Here is a 23,876-nt window from a genome sequence, read left to right on the forward strand (position 1 = left end):
TCATGACGCTCAAGCCCAACGCATGGCAAGAGACCATGATCTTCATCCTGACGGGAGAGCGGTTTCCCCGGACGGATGAGGACGAGGCCAACATACGGAACCTCGACTACCTGGCCACCAAGGGCAACGTCGACATCCTGAAGGGGAAGATACGCGACGCCATCAAGTACGTGGGCGATGCGCTGCCCGGTGATGTCGGGGCGAGCTTCATCGACTCCATGAACGAGGTCCTGCCGTACCTCGACCAGCTCACCGACGGCATGACCGAGGTGGCGGACGGGCTGCGGAAGACGGCCATGGACGTCCGCGAGGCCAAGTGGCAGCTCATCGCCGAACTGATCAGGCTGGCGGTGGAGATCGCCGTGCTCACAGCGCTGTCGTACTTCACCGGCGGCACCTCACTCAGCGCGATCGCGGTGCGCAAGCTGGTCGCCAAGGCCCGGATGCTGGTGATCCTGCTTGAGCTGAGCACGCGGCTGCATTTCCTGCCGAGCATCACGGAGGCGATCGAGGAGGCGTTCCAGACCCTGGTGGTCCGGCTGGCCCTGATGAAGTGGGGCCCGGACGGCCAGCGGCCCGACGGGGTCGACTGGAAGGACGTCGGGATCAGCGCGTTCGTCGGCGGGCTGGCCGGCGCGTTCGCGTCGATCTTCAGCAACATCGCGAAGGACATCACCGGCTTCATCGACAAGGTCTTCAACAACACGCTGAAGGATCCGCCGAACAAATGGGGCAAGAACTTCGGCCCCGACGACATCAACGGCCCCGGCAGACACCGGGGCGGCGGCAACGACGTCCCGAACGGCAACCACCATGACTTCCCCGACGGGAATCGCAGGGGCGGTCCGGACGGTGTGGGTGGCCCCAACGGCGGTGGCGGCTACGGCAACGGCAAGGACCACCACGACGAGGGGGACGACTTCGATCTCAAGGAACAGCCCTTGCAGTTCGTCGCCGACGGCGGGGCGGAGTGGCTGGCCGAGGCCATCACCATGGGCGCGTTCTACGGGGACTTCGGCGCGAGCTGGATGACCTTCGTCGGGGCGGGGCTCAGCGAACGGGTCGAGGCGGGCCTGGAGGCGGGCATCGGGAAAGGCTTCGGCTCGCTGCATGACCTGACGTTCAAGAACCCCTCGTCGAACGGCTTCAGGGACACGAACACGCGGGACTGGGGCGACCGGCGCTCCGGCGGTACGGGCGGCAGGTCCGGCCATGGCGATACGTCCGGCAGTCGCAGGGAGGGCGGCGACGAGGGGGGTAACCGGGGGGCCGACGGCACCGGAGCGACGAACGGCGGTCTGCCGTCCTCGCTCGACCTGACGAGCAAGCCGACGAACTTCGGCACCGGAGGCTTCGACGGGGGGAGCGAGGGGCGCTTCGAGGGTGACGTCGCGAACTTCACCGGGGGTGTGGGGAGCTTCGAGAGCAACGCGGGGAACTTCACCGGGGGTGTAGGGCGCTTCGAGAGCAACACGGGGAACTTCACCGGGGACGCAGGCGGCTCCGACGCTAACCCCGGGCGTTTCAACGGGAGTTCCGACGGCCTGCACACCAGGGGCAGTGGCGCTGTCGACGCGGATGTCCACACGCAGGCGCCCCCTGGCGACACCCCCAGCGGGAGACCCGTCACCTCATCGTCCACGGTCCCGGACGTCCCCGGCCGTTCCGGTCAGAGCCAAGGGCAGGGCGAGGGAGGGGGGCAAGACCAGACGCACGGGCAGGACCAGACGCACCGGCAGTCCACGCCCGACGGGAATCCGGCCGACACCACGACGGCCCCCAGCAACCGCCCGCCGACAGCCGGCAGCGACGCCCCGCGCATTCCGGTGTCCTCCGCGGGGTCCTCCCAGGGCCTGCCCGGAGACTCCGGCACCGGCAGCGGTCACCGCACCCAGCACGGCGACGTCGACAGTGACAGTGGCAGCGAGGTCGAGGAGAGGAGCGTGGACAGCGGCTCCGCGACTCACCCGCAGCGCGTCGACACACAGACCGACCAGAGCCAGAGCCAGAGCCAGGGCGGGAACCAGGGTCAGAGTCAGGGCGGGAGCCAGGAGCAGGGCAGGAACCAGAGCCGGGACCTCGGCGAGACCCCGGATCATGACCAGCCCCAGCCCCAGCCCCAGCCCCAGAGCCAGGAGCAGGGGAGGAACCAGAGCCGGGACCTGACTCAGACCCCGGATCCCGACCAGCCCCAGCCCCAGCCCCGGGACCAGAGCCAGCACCAGGACCAGGACCAGGATCTGGCTGAGACCCCGAAACCGGAGTCGAACACCGGCCCACCCACCGTGCCGCCCCCGGCTTCCTCGTCGGTCCTGTCCCCGTCCCCGGTGACCACGTCCTCCAGCGCCGGCCACGCGACGGACGTGCAGCGCACGCCGAACCCGTCCGGCACCACCCCGGACGGCGACACGAGAGGCAGGTCCCGCCTGCCGGAGGCCGACGGGAGCGGCGACTTCATGGGCGGCGAACACGTCGACACGCCGTCCGACGCGGACATCGACCTCGCCGGTGGCCAACATGCCCAGGCGGTACGGGCGTTCACGGACGCCGTCCACTCCGTGGCCGAACTCCGGCACGGTACGCAGACGGGTGCGGCAACCGATGACGCCGGCCTTCACGAGGCCATGGCCGACGCCGAGCGTGCCTGGGAGGATGTGGCCCGGACCGAGGGCCACTTGCGGGACCTGGGCGTGGATCCGTACGGCCCGGCATCGGACTCCCAGCCCGACATCGTTCCGGTCGCTCCCCACGACGACGTCGAGCGTGTGTGGATCGCCCAGCAGGTCTCCGCCGAGGATCTGCGCAGCGGCATGCCGGACACCGGGGTCGACGGCACGGTCGGTCTCGACGAGCTGAGGGCGGCCGGGGTCACGATCCCGCCCGAGATGCTGGTGCAGGAGCAGCTCGGCGTCGATCAATTCCCCTTGCAGGGCATCGGGTTGTCCATGGTCGAGCAGGCTCGGCTGTTGATGCTGAGTCCCGGGCCGTGGCTGCAGTCGCTCGACGTCATCGTCGCGAACGTGACACGGCGGCTGTGGGGGGAGGCGTACACGGACTTCGTGAACTCCGCGGCGGGGGAGACCAACGGGAGCCCGGCCGAGGACCCGTCCCGGGCGTGGAACACGGCCACGGCACTGGTGCTGCCGCCGGAGACGCACCCCGTGCTCGCCGACTTCCGGTATGCCGGGGCACCGTACCGGGACGCCGTACGACAGGTCGCCGACCTGCTGGTGACGGGCGGGAACCCGCGGGCGGCCATCGATCTCGCCGACCGTCTCCGGGACGGGTTGGGCCTGCCGGTCCGTGGCCACGCCGGCGAGCGGACGCCCACCCGCCCCGGATCACTCAAGCAGCCACCTCCACCCCCGACCGTCACGTCCTCCGACACCCCGCCGGACACGCACCCGTCTTCCGACGCTCCGCCGGTCCCGGTCGTCGTGTCCTCTGATACGCCGCCGGTTGTGGACCCGTCTTCCGACCCCCCGCCCGTCGCGGCACCGTCTTCCGACGCCTCGCCGCCCCCGATCGTCACGTCCTCCGATACGCCGTCGGACACGCACCCGTCTTCCGACGCCCCGCACGTCGCGGCCCCGTCTTCGGACGCCCTGCCGGTTCCGGGCGTTACGTCCTCCGACACCCCGCCGGACACGCACCCGTCTTCCGACGCTCCGCCGGTCCCGGTCGTCGTGTCCTCTGATACGCCGCCGGTTGTGGACCCGTCTTCCGACCCCCCGCCCGTCGCGGCACCGTCCTCCGACGCCTCGCCGGCCCTGGTCGTCACGTCTTCCGATACCCCGCGGGACACGCATCCGTCTTCCGACGCCCCGGCGACCCCAGTCGTCACGTCTTCCGATACACCGCCGGTTGCGGCCCCGTCCTCCGACTCCCCGCCGGTTGCGGCCCCGTCCTCCGACTCCCCGCCGGTTGCGGCCCCGTCCTCCGACTCCCCGCCGGTTGCGGTCCCGTCTTCCGGCGCGCCGCCCGTCGCGGTCCCGTCTTCGGACGCCCTGCCGGTTCCGGGCGTCACGTCCTCCGATACACCGCGGGACACGCACCCGTCCTCCGACACCCCGCCGGTTCCGGGCGTCGTGTCCTCCGACACTCTGCGGGACACGCATCCGTTCTCCGACTCCCCGTCGGTCGCCGACCCGTCCTCCGACGTCCCGTCTATCCCGGTTGTGACGTCGTCGACCACCGCACCGCCCGCCGAGCCGGCCACCCTCAAGCGCGTCGGTTCCAAGACGCCGTCCTCCGCTCCCGTGACGCGTGCCGTCGGGTCCGCCGCGCCGAAGACCAGCGACAGTGCGCCCCCTGCCCGCCGTTCCCGGTCCGCCGCGCCCCCGCGCACGCACTCGCTCGCCACCCCGCTGAGCACCATCCCGGAGGACGCGCCCCTGACCGTCCCGCCGCCCGCGCCGCCCCCGCCCCCCGCGCCGCCCCCGCCGCTGCGCGGTGTCCGGCCGCCCACATGGGTCGGCCAGGACATCGACCGGCGGCGACCGCCCCGCATCGACCGTGACCTGCCTCCCGCCCCCGTGGACGGCGGCGGACCGGTACGGTTCACCGACGGGTCCCGGCTGCCCGCCTACATGGGCGGCATCGCCGCCCTGCACCCCGGACTCCCCGCTGACGTCGTACGGCGTTCCTACACGCTCGGCCAGAGCGACCCCGAGCTGCGCGGCGCCGACCAGGTCGCGGCGGAGGTCGTCGGACGGCTCCCGGGCCGGGTGGCCGCCGCTCCGCCCAAGAAGCGGTGGGGCACCGCCGGGCGGAGCCTGCGGGAGGACGTACAGCACCGGCTGGCCCGGAATCCGCGCGGCTTCTTCGGCGACGGGCAGCGGTTCACGTACCGCACCGCCGGCGGCCGTACCCGCGTGGTCACGGTGACCGCCCGCCCGTACGGGAACTGGAGCCGGTTCACGTTCGGCTACGCCAATCCGGTCAAGGTCGACACCATGCAGCGGTCCACCACCACCACCGGCCGGACCGCCGTCAACAGCACGTCCACCTCGCTGGTGCCGCTGGTGCCGCTCGGGCCCGTCAAGGAGCAGTTCCACGTCTGGGGCCGGGTCTACTTCCGCAAGTCCTGGGGCAAGCGGGCGCAGTACGCGCTGCAGAACCAGACGTTCAACCAGATCGAGACCCGTACCACCGACGGTTCCCACCCCCACCTGGGGGACGTCTGGTACGACGTCAAGGTCACCGACCGCCTGGGCCGTCCCGTCGACGAGGCCGGCAAGGCCGTCCGGGACGGCAGGGCTCGCACGGTCGGTTTCGGTTTCGCCGTCCGGGACGGGGTGGGCGCCCGGCTCGCCGACAGCCTCACCCAGGACAAGGCGCTCCCGGAGTCGCTGCCCGACCGGATGGACCTCGGCGGCAGGCCCTCCTACCGCCTGGTCAACACCGAGGCGTACGGTCCGGTGGCGCACATCCGCGACTGGGCGTTGCACCAGGCCGGGGTGAAGTCGGACAGCATCGCCGGATCGCAGCTGAGCGACTTCTTCTCCACCGACGGCTTCCACCGGATGAGCCGGGTGCTGAACGCCGGCCGGACCACCACTCCGCCGTTGTTCCGTGACTCGGCGGGCCAGTCACCGCTCGGCGTCTTCTCGGTGGAGGTCCGCTCCGGCGACGCGGTCCGCATCAGCGAGACCAAGGCCGCCGAACTGCGGGACATCACCCAGTCCACGGTCCGCAACGAACGGATGGTGGGCCGGTCGAAGAACACCGAGATCGGCGGCTCCGTCGGGCCTTCCTTCCAGTTCTTCGGCCTGGAACGGGGCGTGTTCGACCTGCGTCTGCTGCTCGGGATCAACGCCCGTTACGGCAGTTCCCGCGGCCGTACCTCGACGACCGGCGGCACCGGCGCCATCAAGGCCGCGGGACAGGCCAAGGGCGACCCGACCGGGCTCTACATCGTCCAGAAGACGATCACCGTCACCGCGCCGCCCGACACCAAGGCCCCGCTGCCCGACCAGCGGGGCGACGGGGAAGAGCGGCGCGGCAAGCTGCGCAAGAACCCGCCGGGGGCGTGGAGCCTGCCGCCGCGCAGCCAGACCTTCCAGACCTGGGCGGTGGAACGGCTGACCCGTACGGAGGCCCGGCGGCTGGCCGGCCTCGACGGGGACCCGCCGCACGGCGCCGAGCCCGCCGTGCCGCCATACCTCGCCGAGGACGACCCGACGACCCTGGGCATGGCCCGCCCGGAGGAGTTCACCTTCGCCGACGGTGCCTTCACCCGCACCGCCGGCGGCCGGGAGCGCACCTTCCCCGAACACCTCGCCGAGCAGCTGCTCGACCAGGTCGCCCGGGTCTACCCGGACCTGGTCGCGCCGCTGGCCGAACTCAACCCGGACAACCCGCGCTGGCGCGACGCCGACCACTTCCAGATCGTGCTCTCCAACAGCCTGGAGATCCTGAACACGCTCACCCACCACAGCATGGCGGGCAACCTGGAAACCATGATGACCAGCGGGCTGCGCGTCGCGCTGGTCGACTCCGGTCGGCTCACCCGGGGCCTGCGGTACGTGTGGATCGACGCCACGCTGACCGGGCGTCGGTTCGAGGGGGCGCAGAAGGACCTGCGGCTGCGGTTCAGCGCGCCCGGCAGCGAGAACCTGGGCGGGCAGCAGAGCAGCGGGCGCGGCCTGCACGTCGGCGCGGAGGGCCTGCTCTCGGCGCGCGACGCCGGCACGGACAACATCGGCGTCCCGCTGCACGCGGGCACGGCCTCGCTCGGCGGGCGGTACGGCACCCGGCACGACTCCGACAGCTCCCACGGCCCGAGCGTCACGCACGAGGCCATGTCCATCGGCACCAAGGGCTCCCACCTCTACAGCTACCAGCTCAGCGTCACCGCGCGGCGGGGCGGCTTCTGGCGGTTCCGCAGCCTGCTGCGCGGCATCCTCTTCCTGAACCTGCTGGGCACCCAGCCGTTCGTCTTCTCCGAGCGGGAGAGCAATCTGCTCGGGCCGGCCCCGCACGGTCGCCCGCCGGTGGTCGGGCGGGTGCTGCTGAGCATCCCGGTGGAGCACGTCCCCACGGCCCGCACCACGCCCCGTGACCCGCACCCCCTGCACGGCAGGCCGCTGCGCATGCCGCCCCGGCTCGCCCGCGATCTGGCCCTGGCCACCCCCGCCCTGTTCGGCCAGGCCGCGCGCCGCCGCCCCCAGCAGCACCAGAGGCACCCCTTCTCCACCCTGACCGTCACCACCCACCCCGGGCTCGCCCACGCCGCCCAGGAGACGCTGGAGGAGGCGTCCGGCGGCTCGTGGCTGCTGTCGCAGGAGGGCGCCCCCTCGCACGACGCCGCGCTGCGGGCCTTCCAGAGCCAGTACCTCACCGCCAACTTCGACCAGACCTCCGGCCCGCTCGCCTGGCGGGTGGCCGGCCTGTGGGACAGGGCGCCGTACCTGAACCGCTCCTCGGTCCTCGCGCACCGTACGACGATCGTGCCCGGCAGCCTCACCGCGCTGACCGGTCCCGTCCCGGTGGACACCGAGACGACGATCGGCGGCATCACCCCGGCCGCCGGCCGCAACGCCCGCGTCAGCACCCTGTTCTTCGGCGGCCAGCTCGGCTACCTGCACTCCCACCACACCGGGCCCGGAGTGACCGGCACCTACGGTGTCGCCGTCAGCCCGTACCGGCTCGACCGCTCCCGGGTGCTCACCGTGTCGCGGTCCGCCGTCGCCGAGATCAACCGCAAGGACTTCAACCGCCAGGTCCTGGCGAACGGTGACGTCCAGCACGAGATCGCGGCCGCCTCCTCCACGGTCGGCCAGAAGGCGCTCGGCCGGCGTGGGATACCGCGCCGGATGGCCGGGGCCGCCGGGCGGCGGGTGCGGGTCGACGACGGCTGGACCGGGCACATCCCGGAGAAGAGCGCCTACCGGCTGGGCCTGCTCAGCGACCACTGGAGCGGCGACCGCCAGGGCGGCGTGCCCCTCTACACCCGCCGCTCCTGGTCACCGCAGCCGTGGCTGCTGGACAACCCCTTCGGCGGATTCCCGGTGAACTCCCTCAACGCGGCGTCCGTGCTGCTCGACTTCGACCAGAAGCTGCGCCCGCTCGGCTGGTCCAAGGCGGACCGGGACGCCGTCCTGCGGCTGATGTCGGACCGGGTGGTGCGGGCGCTCGGCAAGGAGATGGTCGGTTCCGGTTCCTCGGTGACCGCGGGAATCGGCCGCTGGGGCTCGAAGAGCGTGCAGTTCTGGATCGGCGAGCGGCAGGCCAGGGCCCGCGCGGAACTGATTCCGGTCCGGGTGCCGCGCACCCGGGCCGACACCGACGGTGACGGGCCGGGGTTCGCGGGCCTCGGTCACAGCGTGGAGCTGGAGGAGCACCGGCAGGCGGTGGAGACCGTACAGGAGGGCCGCGACCGGGCCTCGGGCGCCAGCGTCGGCACCGTCGTCACCGAGGGCGTGCACACCGGCAACGACACGGTGCGGGCGGCGGGCCCCACTTACTCCGAGGTCGGCTCCACCCAGCAGAACGTGGGGCAGAACCGTTCCGAGGGCAGCGTCCGCATCGCCACCGCGACGACCACCCAGGCGCACGGCGAGTACGTCACCCGCTACCGGCTCCGGCTGAGCCTGGAGGTCACGGACACCGGGGACGCGCACGGCACCCCCGACACCGGTACGGCCACCACCCTCAAGCAGCGGGCCGGTCGATGGGCGCGCAAGGTCACGGGCCGACGCCGGTTGTCCGTCGTCTCCGAGGGCGATGTGGGAGATCTGATCGAGCACTACCCCCTCAGCCTGATGCGTCCCGATCCGATCGACCCGGCCGAAGGCGGTGCCCCGGAACCCGACCCGCTCGCCCCGCCGGCCCTCGCCCCGCCCGGCGCTCCCCGCAAGGTGGCCCTGCCGCCCGCCATGGGCCCGGGCGGCTGGCACGATGTGCCGCATCCGGGCGACGGCGGCACAAAACCGTTCCCCCTGCCCGAGGACGGTTTCAAGGTCCGCCGGATCATCGGTCTGGACCGGCTGCACGACGCCAACACCCTGGCGCTGGCGGCCGCGTACGACTCCTCCCTCCAGGTGCCGCACACCGGCGGGCCGAGTGAGCAACTGCTCGCCAAGGCGCTGGACACCCCGCTGACCCGGGCCGGCACCGGCTCCGCGCAGAACCTGGAGGACGGCACCGGCAACGGGGCGCTGACCGCCTTCTACGACCGCACCCTGACCGCGCAGGGATACCAGGTGCCGGGCCTGACCGACCGGGGCTTCTTCGGCGGCGCGGACGGCGATCTGACGCTGTACTCCAAACCCGACTTCGGCGGGGCCCAACTGCTCGCCGTCACGGACGGGATGAAGCACGAGGCGCCCAAACGGGACACGCACGCCGGCGGCATGTCCGCCAGCCGTGTCGGCACCACCGAATCCTCGCTGGGCGGCGGCCCCGTCACCTCCACGCAGAACACCGGCTCCAACCAGATGGGGGCCTCCGGACCCGGTGACTCCTCCACCGACTCCGACGCCTTCACCACCGGTGGTGACCGGCTGGCCTCGGTCAACGTCAAGCCGAACACGACGCGTTCGTTCCTGTTCGCCATCCCCACCACCTGGCTGAGCGTGGCCGCCGTCCGCCACCACGTCAAGGACAGCGGGGCGGTACGGCTGCTGCGTGGCCCGTTCGGCGACACCACCCGCGCGCCGCAGGCGGTGGCGACCGACACCGCCGTGCTGGCGTGGGTGCGCGAGGACATCGCCCGCGACCTCGGCCTCATCGACGACGCCGGCTTCCCGCCGAAGCCGGCCAAGGCGTGGGACGCGGTCACCAAGGCGGACAAGGCGTGGACGGCCGCCGACAAGAAGTACTGGGACCTGCGCCGGGACGAGGGGGCGCGGCTTGAGGCGGCGCTGGAGCAGGCGGAGCGGAACCTGGCCGGGCTCGTCGCCCGCGACCCCGAGACCCTGCCGCAGATCGTCGCGGCGCGCAACGCCCACCGGCGCATCCAGGACGAGACCGAGTCCGCGGAACCCGCGCACGACGGCTGGGCCGAACTGCAAGGCGAGCAGCTGGCACGGGCCGGGAAACGGCTGGCGGACCTGCGGCGGGCGGCGGCGGACGAGGTGAGTGCCGCCCGGCGGCTCCGGGACGAGGCACAGGCCCAACTGGGCACGTTCACCGAGCGGCTGCAGCGGGCCCGCACCACCGCCGAGGCACTGGCCGACGAGTACGCCCGGGTGCGCGAGGGCGCGGACCGGCTGACCCGGTGGCACCAGCTCAACGCCACCGAGGCGGGACGCCGGCAGCTCGGCACCACTCCCGAACCGGCCGACGTCACCTTCACCCCGCCGCCGGCCGACGGCGAGAGCAAGCCACCGGAAACCAAGAAGGCCGAGCCCAAGAAGGACGAGTCCAAGAAGAGCGAGACCAAGAAGGACGAGTCCAAGAAGAGCGAGGCCAAGAAGGGCGACGGTGAGAGGAGTGGGACCGACGGCGGCGCGGGCCGGGGGGCCCGTCCGGCCTACGCACGGCCGCCCTGGCAGCCGGACCCGGCGCGGCCCGGCGTACGCTTCGACGCCGCCACCGACCACCGCACCCTGACCGCCACCGAACCCGACGGCGGTACCCGGGTCTACGACCTGCACCGGCCGGACGTGGACGGCAACGGCTTCTTCGCCGCCGTCGCCCACGCCGTCGGCGGCCGGACCGTGCCCCTCGCCGAGCTGGCCGCCCGGGTGGCCCGGAGCCGGTACATGCCCGACGACCCGGCCCTCGACCCGGACGCGGTGTTCCACACACGGGAGTTGGACATCAGGATCGGCCGCGGTTTCGCACGCGACGCGGCCCTGCGTGCCGGCATCGAGGCCGACGGGGGACGCCTGACCGACGCCGTACGCGACGGGCTCACCCCCTTCCAGCGGCGGAGTCTGGTCCGGCTCCATGTGCAGCGGGCCCGCCGCTGGGACGATGACACGGCCGACCTGGCCGCGTCCCTGACCGCGCGCACGCTCGGCGTGAACCTGACGGTGGTCGAGGAGGACGGCTCAGCGCGGCGGTACTCCGGCGCGGGGCCGCGCGCGACCGGACCGCTCGGCGAGGCGACCGTGTACCGCCGGGGTGACTCCTACCTGTCCGCCCTGCCGCGCCCCCACGGCCCCGCGACGGCCGTCACCGAGCGGACGACCACGACGACTCCACCGCCCCCCGCACCTCCCGCACCTCCCGTCCCGACGCCTCCGCCCCCGCCGGTGCGGGTGGTCACCGAGACGGAGTCGACGCCGGGGACGACGGAGACCGTGGCGCCGGTGACGTCGGCGCTGATGACGCCGGGGACGACGACGCGGGAGACCACGGGGACGACGGAGACGACCGAGCCGCCGGTGGACAGGGGGCTGGGTCTGGACCCGGCCGCGCTCGACGTCCCGGTCGGCGACCTCGACGAGACCCATCGCCGGTGGATCGCCCGGCAGGTGACGCACGACGACCTTCCGGCCGATCGGTCCGGGCTCGGCATCCCCGACCCCGATGGCATCTACGACGCCGACGATCCCGTGGACCAGGTCCGCGAGCTGATGGCCGGCACCGGTTCCTGGTCGCAGCCGATCCGTGCCGTCGCGGCGCGCGCGACCCTGCGGCTGTGGAACGAGACGTACGCGCGGTTCGCTGACACCGCGCTCGACGCCGATCCGGAAACCAACCGGGGGGACATCCGGCGGAACTGGTACCGGGCCCTCGGCCTGATCACCCGGGTGGAACGGGAGTCCGCCCTCGCCGACCCCCGGTTTGCCGTGGACCGGGTCCGGGATGCCGTACGGCAGGTGGCGGACCTGCTGGTGACGGACGGTTCGCGGAGGGACGCGAGGGCGCTCGCCGACCGGCTCCGAGGCGACCTCGGCCTACGGCCCCCGGAACGGGGCGACACCCCCGACACGGCCGATACCCCACGGACCGTCCCGACATCACCCACCCCCACATCACCCCCACCGACCCCGACACCCACGTCACCCCCTCCGACCCCGACACCCGTGCCCACGTCGCCTGCTCCCGACCCGGCGCCCGTGCCCACATCGCCCGCTCCCGATCCGGCGCCTGTGCCCGTGTCGTCCGCTCCCGCGCCGGCGCCCGTGTCGTCCGTTCCGGCCCCGGCGCCTGTGCCCGGGTCGCCTGCTCCCGATCCGGCGCCTGTGCCCGTGTCGTCCGTTCCCACGCCGGCGCCCGTGTCGTCCGCTCCCGCGCCGGCGCCCGTGTCGTCCGTTCCGGCCCCGGCGCCTGTGCCCGGGTTGCCTGCTCCCGATCCGGCGCCCGTGCCCACATCGCCCGCCTCGTACGTCGCCGCGGCCGCCCCTGACGTCAGCTCTCGCGGCCTGACGAGTTCCACACCGGCCGCCGACGTGCGGATACCCGGCGAGGCGGGCTCGCAGCCCCCGGCCGCCACGCTCTCGGTGGCCGCCGCCGTGCCCGTCCGGGCACGGCCCCGGCCACACATCGACTTCACCGAGGGCGACAAGAGCCTCGACGAGGACGGACTCCAGCAGATCGGTGAACTGGCCAAGGAGATCGTGTCCCAGGGGCTGCGCGAACTGAGCGCCGGGCTGAGCGTCCCCGAGACCACCGTCACCGGATACGGCAACGGCCCCCGGTTCACCATCGGTTCCAGCGCCGTCCGGCAGGCGGAGCACACCGGCAGGCGCCGGGCCCAGGCCGTGGCCGACGCGCTGCGTACCGCGATCCGCCGTGAACTGGCCGCGTCGGGTCCGGCGTCGCAGGCGGTGCGGGCGCGCCGGGGCAGGGCGGTCGGGGTCGACGACTTTCCGATCGCCGTGCGCAGCGGGGGGCGTACGGTCCCGGTGAGCGGTATGACCGATGCGGTGCACGGGCCGGTCGAGCGGCGCCGGGTGGTCATCGACGTCGAGCGGTCGCCGCTGTCCCCTGTGCTCGACAGACTGCAGCAGCTCTACCCGCAGCTCGATTTCTTCGAGCTCAAACCGTCGTCACTGAGTCTCGAAGAGGTCGCGGACCTTGCGCTGAGCTTCCCCGCCGGCACGGCCGCCGCCCGCGGCGCCGGGCCCGACAAGCTGCGTGACCTGTACGACCTGGTGGCGGACGCGATGACCGCCGGGCGGGACTCCAGCGCAACAGTCCTGGCCGCTTTCCACCTGAGCAGGCAGGGCTTGTTCGAGGACGACACCCTGCTCACCGAGAACGGCACATCTCGGGGCCGCAACTGGACGTCCCAAGCCGGTAAGGAGGTCGACACCGCCACGTATCACGAGGTGCCGTTGGTCGGGAGCAACAGCGTTCCCCTCCCCGGACCTTGGGCGAAGGCCGGCGCCCGAGCGCCGTACGTGGTCGCCACCCATGGCGACCACGAGACGGTCAGGCTGGCGCTGCCCGACGGCAGACGGTGGCGGACCTCCCGGGAGGTGTTCGCCGAACTCCTCACCATGGATCCGGTCCTGGCGGGCCAAGGCCACGACGTTCCGGTGGTACTGGTCTCACCGAGGGCCGCTGACATGGGCCTTGGCCTGCCCCGTCTGGCCTCGTTCCGTACCCGGCGGACGGTCTGGGCCCACGCCGGTCGGCTGAGGCTGGGCGAGGATTCGCAGACCTCCCGCCTGCGTATCAACGTGTTCGACGAACGTGCGATCCAACTCCCGTTGGGCACCTGGATCGCGAGCGAACCGGACGACTGGGCCCAGGACGACCAGTCGGACGTGTCGGCTGATCTGCCCCTGACGGACGGAACCACCGTCCATGCCGAGGAGATCAAGAGCGTCACCTTGCCCCTCGACGGCCGTTCGTCAGGCCGGATGCTGATGGGCACCCGTGACCACTGGGCGCGTGAACCGCACGTCCCCGCCGTGATGTCGTCGACGGACTGGTACGCCTTGGACCCCGTCACCAACGAGCCGGTCGGTGGCCCGCGTCCGGTGCCGTGGAAGGGACGCAGACCTTACTTCCTGTGGGTGCACGGAACCCCCGGGCGAACCCAGGTGGTCGGTGCCGACACCCGGCCCAGAACCATGCGGGGCCCCTCGACCGGCCGTTACCTCCGCCGTCGGCCCAGCCTGCGCAGACTCGCCCCGGACGTTCCGATCGTGCTCGTCTCGTGCTGGGGTGGCAGCCTCGCGACCGCGGAACGGCCCGGCGATGACGGTCCAGCCCCCTTCGTCAGTGATCCCCTCGGGGTCACGTCCGTCGCCCAGGACATCGCCAACGAGAACCAGCGCACCGTCTTCGCCCCGAATCGGAAGCACTTGACGCAGAGCCGCGGCGGGGGAACCAGATCCGGGGTGTACACATCCTCCCTGGGGACCCTGGCCGACTGGCAGGAGGTGCGGCCGGAGCCGGATGAGGCCGGTCTCGACGCTGTCGCGCGGATGGCCGGTCTGGATGATCCGGCCATCGGTGCGGACGAGCGGCGGCATGCCGCTTTGCGGCTGGTGCGCGCCGTGCGGCAGATCTTCGGGGTGTCGGTGGAGGACGACCGGAACGCCTACCGGGAACTGCTGGGCGGGCTGGGTGCTCTGGAGGTCATGCGGCGGCGGGATCCGATTTACGCGTTCGGGGGTGTGTTCACGCTTGATCTGCTGGAGCGGGTGACATGGGCGCACACCGGGCAGCGACCAGGGGCCGCAACCCCTGTGCCCCCGTCCCTGCGTCCGGCTGATGTGCGGGCCACGCTCCGGGCCGCGCGTGCTGCTCTGGACGCCGACAGCCAGGCGCGGTTGTCGGGGTTCGTCTCGTTGCCTGCCGTGCACCGGGCGCGGGAACTGCTGATGACCACGGGTGGTCTGCCCGAGCGGGCCCGCCGTGTGCTCGGTATGCCGGCGGGTGCGAGCGTCACACCGGCTGATCGCCGGGCGTTGGTCTGGGCTGTGGTGAAGGCTGTCGAGGCGGTGGACAACCATCCCGACGCGGATGCCCTCACCCGGCGGGTGTTGCACCTGCGGGCGGGGCAGGACCCCCGTGATCCGGCGCATCGGGACGCGTTGTTGTGGACGGCTGCCGGGGCGGCGGCGATCGGCCGTGACGTCCACAGTCCGGTCGCGCTCGCCGCTTTCGACCTGCAGCAGCATGGCGCGTTGGACGACGGCAGCCTTGTCTCGTCCACGGCTGGCGGTGCCGTGGGGCGGAACTGGTCGCCGCGTGCGGTCACCGGTCGGCTGGAGACCGAGCGGTACACCGTGGTGGATCCGACTGGGGGCCGTGCGTCGTCGGAGCATCCGACGCCGTGGGCCGAGGGACCTGACCGTGGCAACCCGTACTTCGTGGTCCTCAGCCCGGGTGCCGAACCGGACACGGTCGCCATGCCATGGCCCGACGGTACGACCCGGTCCGTTCCCTATGCGGAAATCGCCGAACTGGTCCGCCATGACCGGGTGATGCGGCAGATGCCGTATGCCAGCGAGGTGCGCGTCGTCCCCGTGGGCCTCGGTCCGGACACCGGGAAACTCGTCGACCTGTTCACGGACCGGGGCTCCGTCAGCCGCGGCGTGATCGCGACGCTGCGCCCGCTGGAACTGCGTCACGACGCCACCAAGAACACGATGTCCCTCGAACTGACCGTGCCGCCGCCCTACAGCGACAGGAACTGGGCTCTCCACCGCCCCCGGCCGCTGCCGGCCACGGCACCGGCGACGGCCACGGCACCGGCGACGTCCACGGCCACCCTCACGGCACCGGCCACAGCCACGGGCACAGCACCGGTCACCACGTCCAACGGCACCTCCGCCGACTCCTGGACACTGACCTCCGCGCCCGCCGCTCCGGGTTCCCCGACTGCTTCCCTCGGCTCGGCGGACATGGACCTCGACACCCCCGGACCCGAGTCACCCGCTCCCGCACCGCCCGCCCCCGACGCCCTGTACCACCAGGTACTCGTCCGGATCTTCGGGGGAGGCATCACCCGCAACCGGCTGTACCCGCAACTGCACGACGCCGTCGGGCGGTTGGACCGGCTGCGGCAGTCCGCGAAGGAACCCGCGCTGAGCGAGGGGCCGCTCGACGTGGACGCCGTGGCCCGCGACGTGCTGCTCCTCGACCCGGGAACGCCGGTGACCAACGAGCACCACGGGGACCTGTTCCGGATCGCCCTCGACCCGGCCGTGGCACAGACCCGCGGCCTGGCGGCCCTGACCGCCTTCGGTCTCGCCCTGCGGGGCAGCCAGTCCCCGGCGACCGCGCTCACCGGCTCCGACGGCACCCCGTACGGACGCAACTGGATCGACCGGCCGGGCACCGGCGAGCACCTGGACCTGAACCCGGACACCACGGCGGTGCTCGTCGAACACGACGACGGAACGTTCGAGGAGACCGATCCCCGACCGGCACCGTGGCGGCCGGCGCCGGGGCGGCCACGGCCGTTCGTCGTCCTGGCGGGCGGCAATTCCGAGGTGCTCACCGTGGAGCTGCGCGACGGCACCGAGGTCACGGTGGGGCAGGACGTGTTCATCGAACTGCTGGCCCTGGACCCGGTGCTGGCGGGGTTGCCCAAGGACGTCCCCGTGGTGCTCGTCGTCCCGCGCGGCGGAGCCGGGGAGCTGAAGCTGCCGCGCGCGCTCGCCGACCGGCTCGGTCGCGAGGTGTGGTCCACCAGCGGTACGCCCGCCCTGAACACCAAGGACGACGCAACGCCCGCCACGCTCAGCCTGGAGAAGAAACCGGGCGTACCCCGGGGCGACTGGATCCGCAGCCGCCCCGGGGAGGTGGAGACGGAGGACCGCACGGACGTCCCCGAGTGGGAACGCCGGATGGTCAGCTTCACCCTCGTCGCCGACGAGGACGGCCACCCGCAGCTCGGCCGGGCGCTCTTCAGCCCGGCCGAACTGACCGGGAAGCGGGAGCACCTGTACCGCAACCTGCACAAGATCACGTCCTATCGGCAGGTGCACCCCGGTTCGTTCGCCAGCACCCCGGCCATCCCGCTGAACGTCGGCGCGCGTCCCGGTGAGCGGGTGTACCACCTCATCCTGCACGGTATGCCGGACAGCGTCTCCGTACCGCAGGAGGACGGCAGGACCTACCGGGCGTCCGGCGAGAGTTTCACGGGCTGGCTCAAACGACGGCCGAGCGTGCGCAGGCTCCGCGACCAGGACTGGATCTACCTGGAGGCGTGCTGGGCCGGTCGGAGCGCCGACGGCCAGAACGCGAACTCGGCTGGGAACGTGGCCGTGTCCCTGCCGCCGACCGCCGATCCGCTCGCGGACCTCCCGGTCGCCCAGATCGTGGCGAACGGCACGCGGAAACGGGTACGGGCCGTGGACCGCGCCACCGGTCACCAGGAAACGCCCGGCCCGAACCCGAGCTTCTGGACGGGGGTGTACACCGATGCCCAGGGGCGGTACGGCCGGATCCTGGAGTTCTGGCCCGAGCCGCTGGACGCGGAACTGGCCGACCGCGCCCGCACCGCGGGCCTGCACACCGGCGCCGGGCCGGTGCCGAGGGAGATCCTGGACCGGACCCTGCGGCTGGTGCGAGCGCTGCGGCTGGCCCTCGGCCCGGGCATCGACAACGATCCCTCCTACGGTGACCTGCTCCGGGGCATCGGCGCGCTGGAGGCGATGGGGCACCGGGATCCGAAGCTGGCCGGGATGGGGCCCTTCACCATGGACCTGTTCCAGCGGGCGGCCTTCGCCGACCGGCGGGCCCACGGCGGCGGGTCGGGCCCGGTGGACGCCGCCGCCTACCGCGGTCTGCTCACGCGGGCGGCAGCCGCGCCCCAGGGCACCGCGCTGACCGACGTCGTCCGGGTGCCGCACCTCGCCGGGATCGCCCAGCAGACACGCTCCTTCAAGGACCCTTCGGCGACGGCTGCCAAGGTGCTGCGCCTTGACCCGTCGGCCACGGTCGGCGAGCGGGAGACTTCACGCCTGTTCTGGGCCCAGGTGAGATCCTTCGAATGGCTCAGCGGGGTGGCCGACGTGGGCGCCACCGCCGCCACGGTGCTGCACCTGAACGCGCCCGACCCCGCGAAACGCGTCGAGCTGGGCTGGCTGGCCACCAGGGCGATCGCCGCCGGACGCAACCCGAACAACCTGGTCGAGCTGGCCGCGTTCCACCTTGAGGAACGGGGGGCGTTCGCCGCGCAGACCGGGATGCGCGACGCCGCCGGCCGGCCGTCCGGCCGTAACTGGGCGCAACCGCTGCCGGCGGGCGCGCACCTGGACGCGTCCGTTCTCGGCACCGTGACGCCTGGGCCCGGCGGCGGGCTGCGCCGCACGGGCGAGGACCCGTCGCCCTGGCTCGCCCAGGGCAAGGATCCCGCGTACGTCGTCTCGGTGGGCGGTGCCGGCTCCGGCCGGACCTGGCTCAACCTGCCCGGCGGCCGGTTCGCCGTGCCGGACGCGGAGGTCGCCGAACTCATCGCCCGCGATCCCGGTCTCGTCGGCCGTGACCTGTTGACCACCGACATCGTGCTGGCCGGTGTTCCGGCCGGTGCCGCGGTGCCCCGGCCCGGCGCCCCGCTCCCGCTGCGGCACGAGGTCTCCTGGGCCACGGCCCGGCCCGTGTGGACGTCGGGGGGCATGGCGGGTCTGGGCCGGGCCGGGAACACCGGGCCGTTCTCCGTGGGCGCAAGCTCCGCCGCCGACTGGGCCGTCACCAAGCCAGGCGACGCGTGGCAGGCGCGGCAGCTCACCCAGTTCTCGCCGCCGGCGGGCCGGCCGCCGATCGTCATCACCGCCGCGGCTCCGCCGACCGGGTTCACCCCTCTCAACGCCGCCGCCCCGTCCCCGGCACCAAAAGCGGCGGCAGGACCGGACACCGACACGGGTTCCGACGAGTGGTCCGGCCGGGATGACGAGGTGTCCGACACGGATCTGTCGGACACGGATCTGTCCCATACGGATTGGTCCGACACGGATCTGTCCAATACGGAGGGTTCCGACACGGATTGGTCCGACACGGACCCGTCCGACGCGGATCTGGACGAGCTGTCCGTCCGGGATGGTGCGACATCCGACCCCGGTCCGGGCGAGCTTTCCCGCACGGACCCGCACCCCGCCGCGGACCCGCCTCCCGTTCCGGCGCCCGTGCCCACGTCGTCGTCCGTGTCCGCTGCCACGCCCGCCCCGGTCTTCCGCGCCACGTCGTCCCCCGTGCCCGGTGCCACGTCGGCCGGTGACGCGCCGGCCTCCCCGGAGGCGCCCTCACCGCACCCGGCGCGCACGCTTGCGGTGACCGCCGCCGTACCGGTCCGGGCACCGTCCCGGCCGTACGTCGACTTCGGCAAGGGCGACAAGGACCTCGATGAGGAAGGGCTGAGGCAGCTCGATGATCTGGCACGGCAGATCGTGGCCGACGGGCTGCGCGACCTGAGCGCCGGGCTTCGCGTGCCCCGGGTCACCGTCACCGGGTACGGCAACGGCCCCCGGTTCGCCATCGGTTCCGGGGCAATCCGGCAGGCGGAGCGCACCGGTCAAGGCCGGGCGCAGGCGGTGGCCGATGCGCTGCGTACCGCGATCGGCCGTGAACTGGCCGCCTCGGGCGCGGCGTTGGCGGTGGTGCGGGCGCGCCGGGGCAGGGAGGCCCGCGTCGAGGACTTCCCGATCGCCGTGCGCACCGGGGGCCGTACCGGTCGGGCGAGCGGCACGGCCGTCGCGACGGACGGGCGTGCCGAGCGGCGCCGGGCGGTCATCGACGTCGAGCGGTCGCCGCTGTCCCCCGCGCTCGACAGGCTGCGGCGGCTCTACCCACGGCTCGATCCCCTCGGGACCGGCGGCTCCTCGCTGCGTCTCGCCGAGGTCGCGGAACTCGTTCTGGGCCGCCCCGACGCCGTTCCGGCCGCCGCCCAGAGCCCCGCGCACCAGAGCGGTTCCGCGGCAGCACCCGGGATCTCCCTCGACACCGACGCCGTGCCGGACGAACTGCGTGACCTGTACGACCTGGTGGCCGACGCGATGGCCGCGGGGCGGGCCGCCGGGTCGGCCGCCCTGACCGCCTTCCATCTGAGTCGGCAGGGCCTGTTCTCGGACGACACCCTGCTCACCGCGCCGGACGGCACACCGCGGGGCCGCCAGTGGACGGACCAGACGGGCAAGGAGGTCGACACCGCCGCGTTCCACGTGGTGTCGCTCAAGAGCTTCACCAGCACGCCCCGGCCCGGTCCTTGGGCGGCGCGGGCCGGGGCGCCCGACCCGTACCTGGTCGCCACCGCGGGCGGCGACCACACGGAAGTCGAGCTGGCGCTGCCCGACGGCAGGCGGTGGCGGATCTCCCCGGAGGTGTTCGCCGAACTCCTCGCCCTGGATCCCGTCCTGACGCGCGCCGACCCCGCCGTGCCGGTGGTCCTGGTCTCGCCGAAGGCCGCCGACATGGGCCTGGAACTGCCCGGCCGGGCCGCGTTCCGCAGCGGGCGGACCGTGTGGGCGCACACCGGTACGCCGCTGCTGGGCACGTACCCGCAGACCTCCCGCCGTCGCATCAACGTGCTGGACGACCGTGACGCCGGGCTGCCGCTGGGCACCTGGGTCGCGAGCGAACCGGACGACTGGGCGGACCCCGACCCGTCGGACGAGCCGGCGGATCTGCTCCTGACCGACGGAACCACCGTCCACGCCGACGCGATCAAGAGCGTCACCATGCCCCTGGACGGGCGCCCGACCGGCCGGATGCTGATGGGCGGCAGCGACCAGTGGATGCGCGAAGGAAGCGTCGCGGACCTGGTGTCGTCCAGTGAGTGGCACGCCATCGACCCGGTCACCGAGCGGCCGGTCGGTGCCCCGCGCCCCGTGCCGTGGCGGGGGCGCAGACCCTACTTCCTGTGGCTGCACGGACGGCCGGGCCTGAACAGCGTGGTCGGTACCGACTCCGCACCGAGGACCATGCCGGGCCCGTCGACCGGCCGTTATCTCCGCCGCCGGCCCAGCCTGCGCAGACTCGCCCCCGATGTTCCGATCGTGCTCATCTCGTGCTGGGGTGACGCGTCCGCCAGCGGCGAGCGGGTCGGCTACGACAGCCCCACCCCCTTCGTCGCCGACCGCCTCGCGGTCACGTCCGTCGCCCAGGACGTCGCCAACGAGAACCGGCGCACCGTCTTCTCCCCCAACCGCATGCACGTCTTCTGGCACGACGGTCGCACCGCACGGCAGGGGGTGTACACGTCCGCCCTGGGGTCCCTGGCCGACTGGACGGAGGCGCGGCCGGAGCCCGACCAGAACGGTCTGGACGCCCTCGCCGAGGCAGCCGGCCTCGACGAGCTGCGGATCGACCCGCAGGAGCGGCGGGACACCGCCCTGCGGCTGGTACGCGCCCTGCGGCAGACCTTCGGCGTCCAGGTGGAGGACGACCGGAACGCCCACCGGGCGCTGCTGAGCGGCATCGGCGCCCTGGAGGTCATGCGGCGGCGGGACCCGGACCGCGCGGGCGGTGGTGCGTTCACCCTCGATCTGCTGGAGCGGGTCACCTGGGCGCACACCGGCCGGCGGCCGGTGGCCGGTGCACCCCAGCCGCCACCCCTGGAGCCGGCCGATGTGCGTGCCACGCTTCAGGCGGCGCGTGCCGCTCTGGACGCCGACGACACGGCAGCCCTGTCGGCGTTCGTCTCCCTCCCGGCCGTCGACCGGGCACGGGAGCTGCTGGCCACGGGCGACCTCGATGCGCGGGCCCGGCAGGTGCTGGGGATTCCGCCCGGCCAGAGCGTCACTCCTGCTGACCGCCAGTGGCTGCTGTGGGCCACCGTCAGGGCCGTCGAGGCGGTGGAGAACCACCCGGACGCCGATGACCTCACCCGGCGGGTGCTGCACCTGCCGCCGGGAGAGGATCCCGGTGGCCCGGCGCATCGGGCGGCATTGCTGTGGACGGCGGCCGGGGCGGCGGCGGTGGGCCGTGACGTCCACAGTGCGACCGCGCTCGCCGCCTACGACCTGCAACGGCACGGCGCGTTGGACGACAGCACCCGCGTCTTCGGCACGAGCGACCGTGCCGTCGGACGGAACTGGTCGCCGCACCCGCACACCGGCCTGCTCGACACCGGGCGGTATTCAGTGGTCGATCCGACCGGTGGCCGCCCACAGCCGCACTACCCCACTCCGTGGACCACGGGAGCTGACAGCGGCACCCCGTACGTCGTGGTCCTGACTCCCGGTACGGAACCGGACACCGTCGCCATGCCGTGGCCCGACGGGACCTTCCGGTCCGTGCCCTACGAGGAGATCGCCGAACTGATCCGCCACGACCCCGACATGAGGGCGACGCCCCCCAGCGAGACGCGCATCGTCCCCGTCGGTCTCGGCCCGGACACGAGGAAACTCGGCAAGGTCCTCGCGAGCCGGGATGCCGTCGGCCGCGTGGTCGTCGCGACCCGGCGCCGGATGGATCTCCGGGAGGACCCGTCGACGGGCGTGATCGACCTCGTGATGACCACCACGGAGTACAGCAGGAGCGGGGACTGGACCTTCGTCCGCCCGAGGCCGCTCAGGCGCCCGGCTACGGTCCCGGTCCCCGTCGCCGCGCCCGGCGGCACCTCGACGGCCCCCCGCGCCTTTGCCGCCCCCGGGACGCGGCCCTCCGCGCCCCTGACGGTCCCCGCCGCCGCGGCCCCGCAGGCGCCGCAGCCGGCCGGCCCGGACCCGGACGCCACGATGCTGACGTTGCGTCAGCCCGCGGGCGGCGGCGACTGGCTGCCGGGAGTCCTGGCGGGCGCGCTGCACTCCCGGGCGCCGGGGCGCCTCGGCCGGCCGGGCCTGGGCGCGGCGCTCTCGGGGCCGGACCCCGCCGACGGGCTGCACCGCTGGGTCGAGTCCCGGCTCGCCGAACCCGACGCGGCGCACCATGTCCCACGCCTTGCCGCCGACGACTGGGCCGGAGCCGGCACCTCGCTGACCGTTGATGAACTGAAGGCAGTCGGCGTGGAACTGACGGGCGACCAACTCGGATACGCCACCCTCGCGGGAGGGCTGACGCCGCAGGAGGTCACCCTCACCCTGGCCCAGCGGTACCGCCTGCTGCGGCAGCGGGGCGACGCCGGCGCCACCGTCGCGGAGATCGCCGTCACCCTGGCCGCGGCCGATCTCGGCGTCCGCATCACCCTCACCGAACCGGACGGCGCGGTACGGCACTTCGGCCCGTCCCCGGCCGTCGAGCCACTGCTGAACCGACCGTGACCACCTGGCCGCCTTCCCACCACCTGGACGACCTCATGCCCTCCCAGCCCACGACCGCGCCGACCGCGCCGACCGCGCCGACTGCTTCGTCCGCATCGCACGACGCCGGCACGACCTTCCGGGGCACCCCGCCCGAGCCGCCCGAGCCGCCCAAGGAGGTCGTGGAGGCCGCCCGGCTCGCCCCGGACCACTGGATCAGTGCGATCGATCCGGGCTGGCGCGGGGAGGGCATGCCGCCCGACTTCGCCGTGGCCGGCCGGTGGCGCTCCGGTGCCGGCGGGCAGATCGAGGAGTGGGAGGACAACGACGCCTACCGCCCCTCCCCGGAGACCCTGGGCTGGCCCGAGCCCACCGACGCCGTCGACGCCGCCCTCCAACTCGCCGTCACCGGTTACGGACCGGCCGAGGACGTCGCCCACGCCCTGGCCGCCGCGGACCTCGCGGTGCTCACACTGCCCGACGGCTCACCGGTGACCGCCACCGCGGCGGACGGCACCCCCGTGGTTCCCGTCTTCACCTCCACCGTCCACCTCGACCTCGTCGGCGGCTTCGCCTTCGCGCGCCGGACCACGGACGACCTGCTGCCCCAACTCCCATCCGGGCATCACTTGTACGTCAACCCGTCCAGCCCCGCGGGCGCCGTCCTGGCACCCGGGCCGCTGGCGGAGACGATCGCGCGCGGGACCGGTGCCGGTGCCGGGGCTGAGGCCGGCGACGGGGTTGAGGCCGGGGCCGAGGACGGTGTGCCCGCGTCGGCACGGACCCGGTGATCTCGTGTCGCCCGACGTTCACCGAATTCGAGCTTCGCCGGCAACC

General features: G+C 73.3%; 2 protein-coding genes. Both read left to right on the forward strand.

Annotated features, from left to right (window positions below):
* The first annotated feature begins 2 nt into the window (after positions 1–2).
* A complete protein-coding gene (locus ACFYTE_RS02005) occupies positions 3–23,060 on the forward strand; it encodes a lonely Cys domain-containing protein (protein WP_388703540.1) in 23,058 nt (7,685 codons plus the stop codon).
* Positions 23,057–23,830, forward strand: a complete 774-nt coding sequence (locus ACFYTE_RS02010; RefSeq protein ID WP_388703543.1) for a type VII secretion system-associated protein — start codon at positions 23,057–23,059, stop codon at positions 23,828–23,830. Before ACFYTE_RS02005 ends, ACFYTE_RS02010 begins: the two co-directional genes overlap by 4 nt.
* The last annotated feature ends 46 nt before the right edge of the window (positions 23,831–23,876 follow it).

It is taken from the genome of Streptomyces sp. NPDC004629 (assembly GCF_042873595.1).
In the GTDB taxonomy this organism is placed as follows: domain Bacteria; phylum Actinomycetota; class Actinomycetes; order Streptomycetales; family Streptomycetaceae; genus Streptomyces.

What these genes read in the sequence shown, in the direction of transcription:
- ACFYTE_RS02005 (WP_388703540.1), top strand. Translation starts at nt 3, where the DNA reads ATGACGCTCAAGCCCAACGCATGGCAAGAGACCATGATCTTCATCCTG.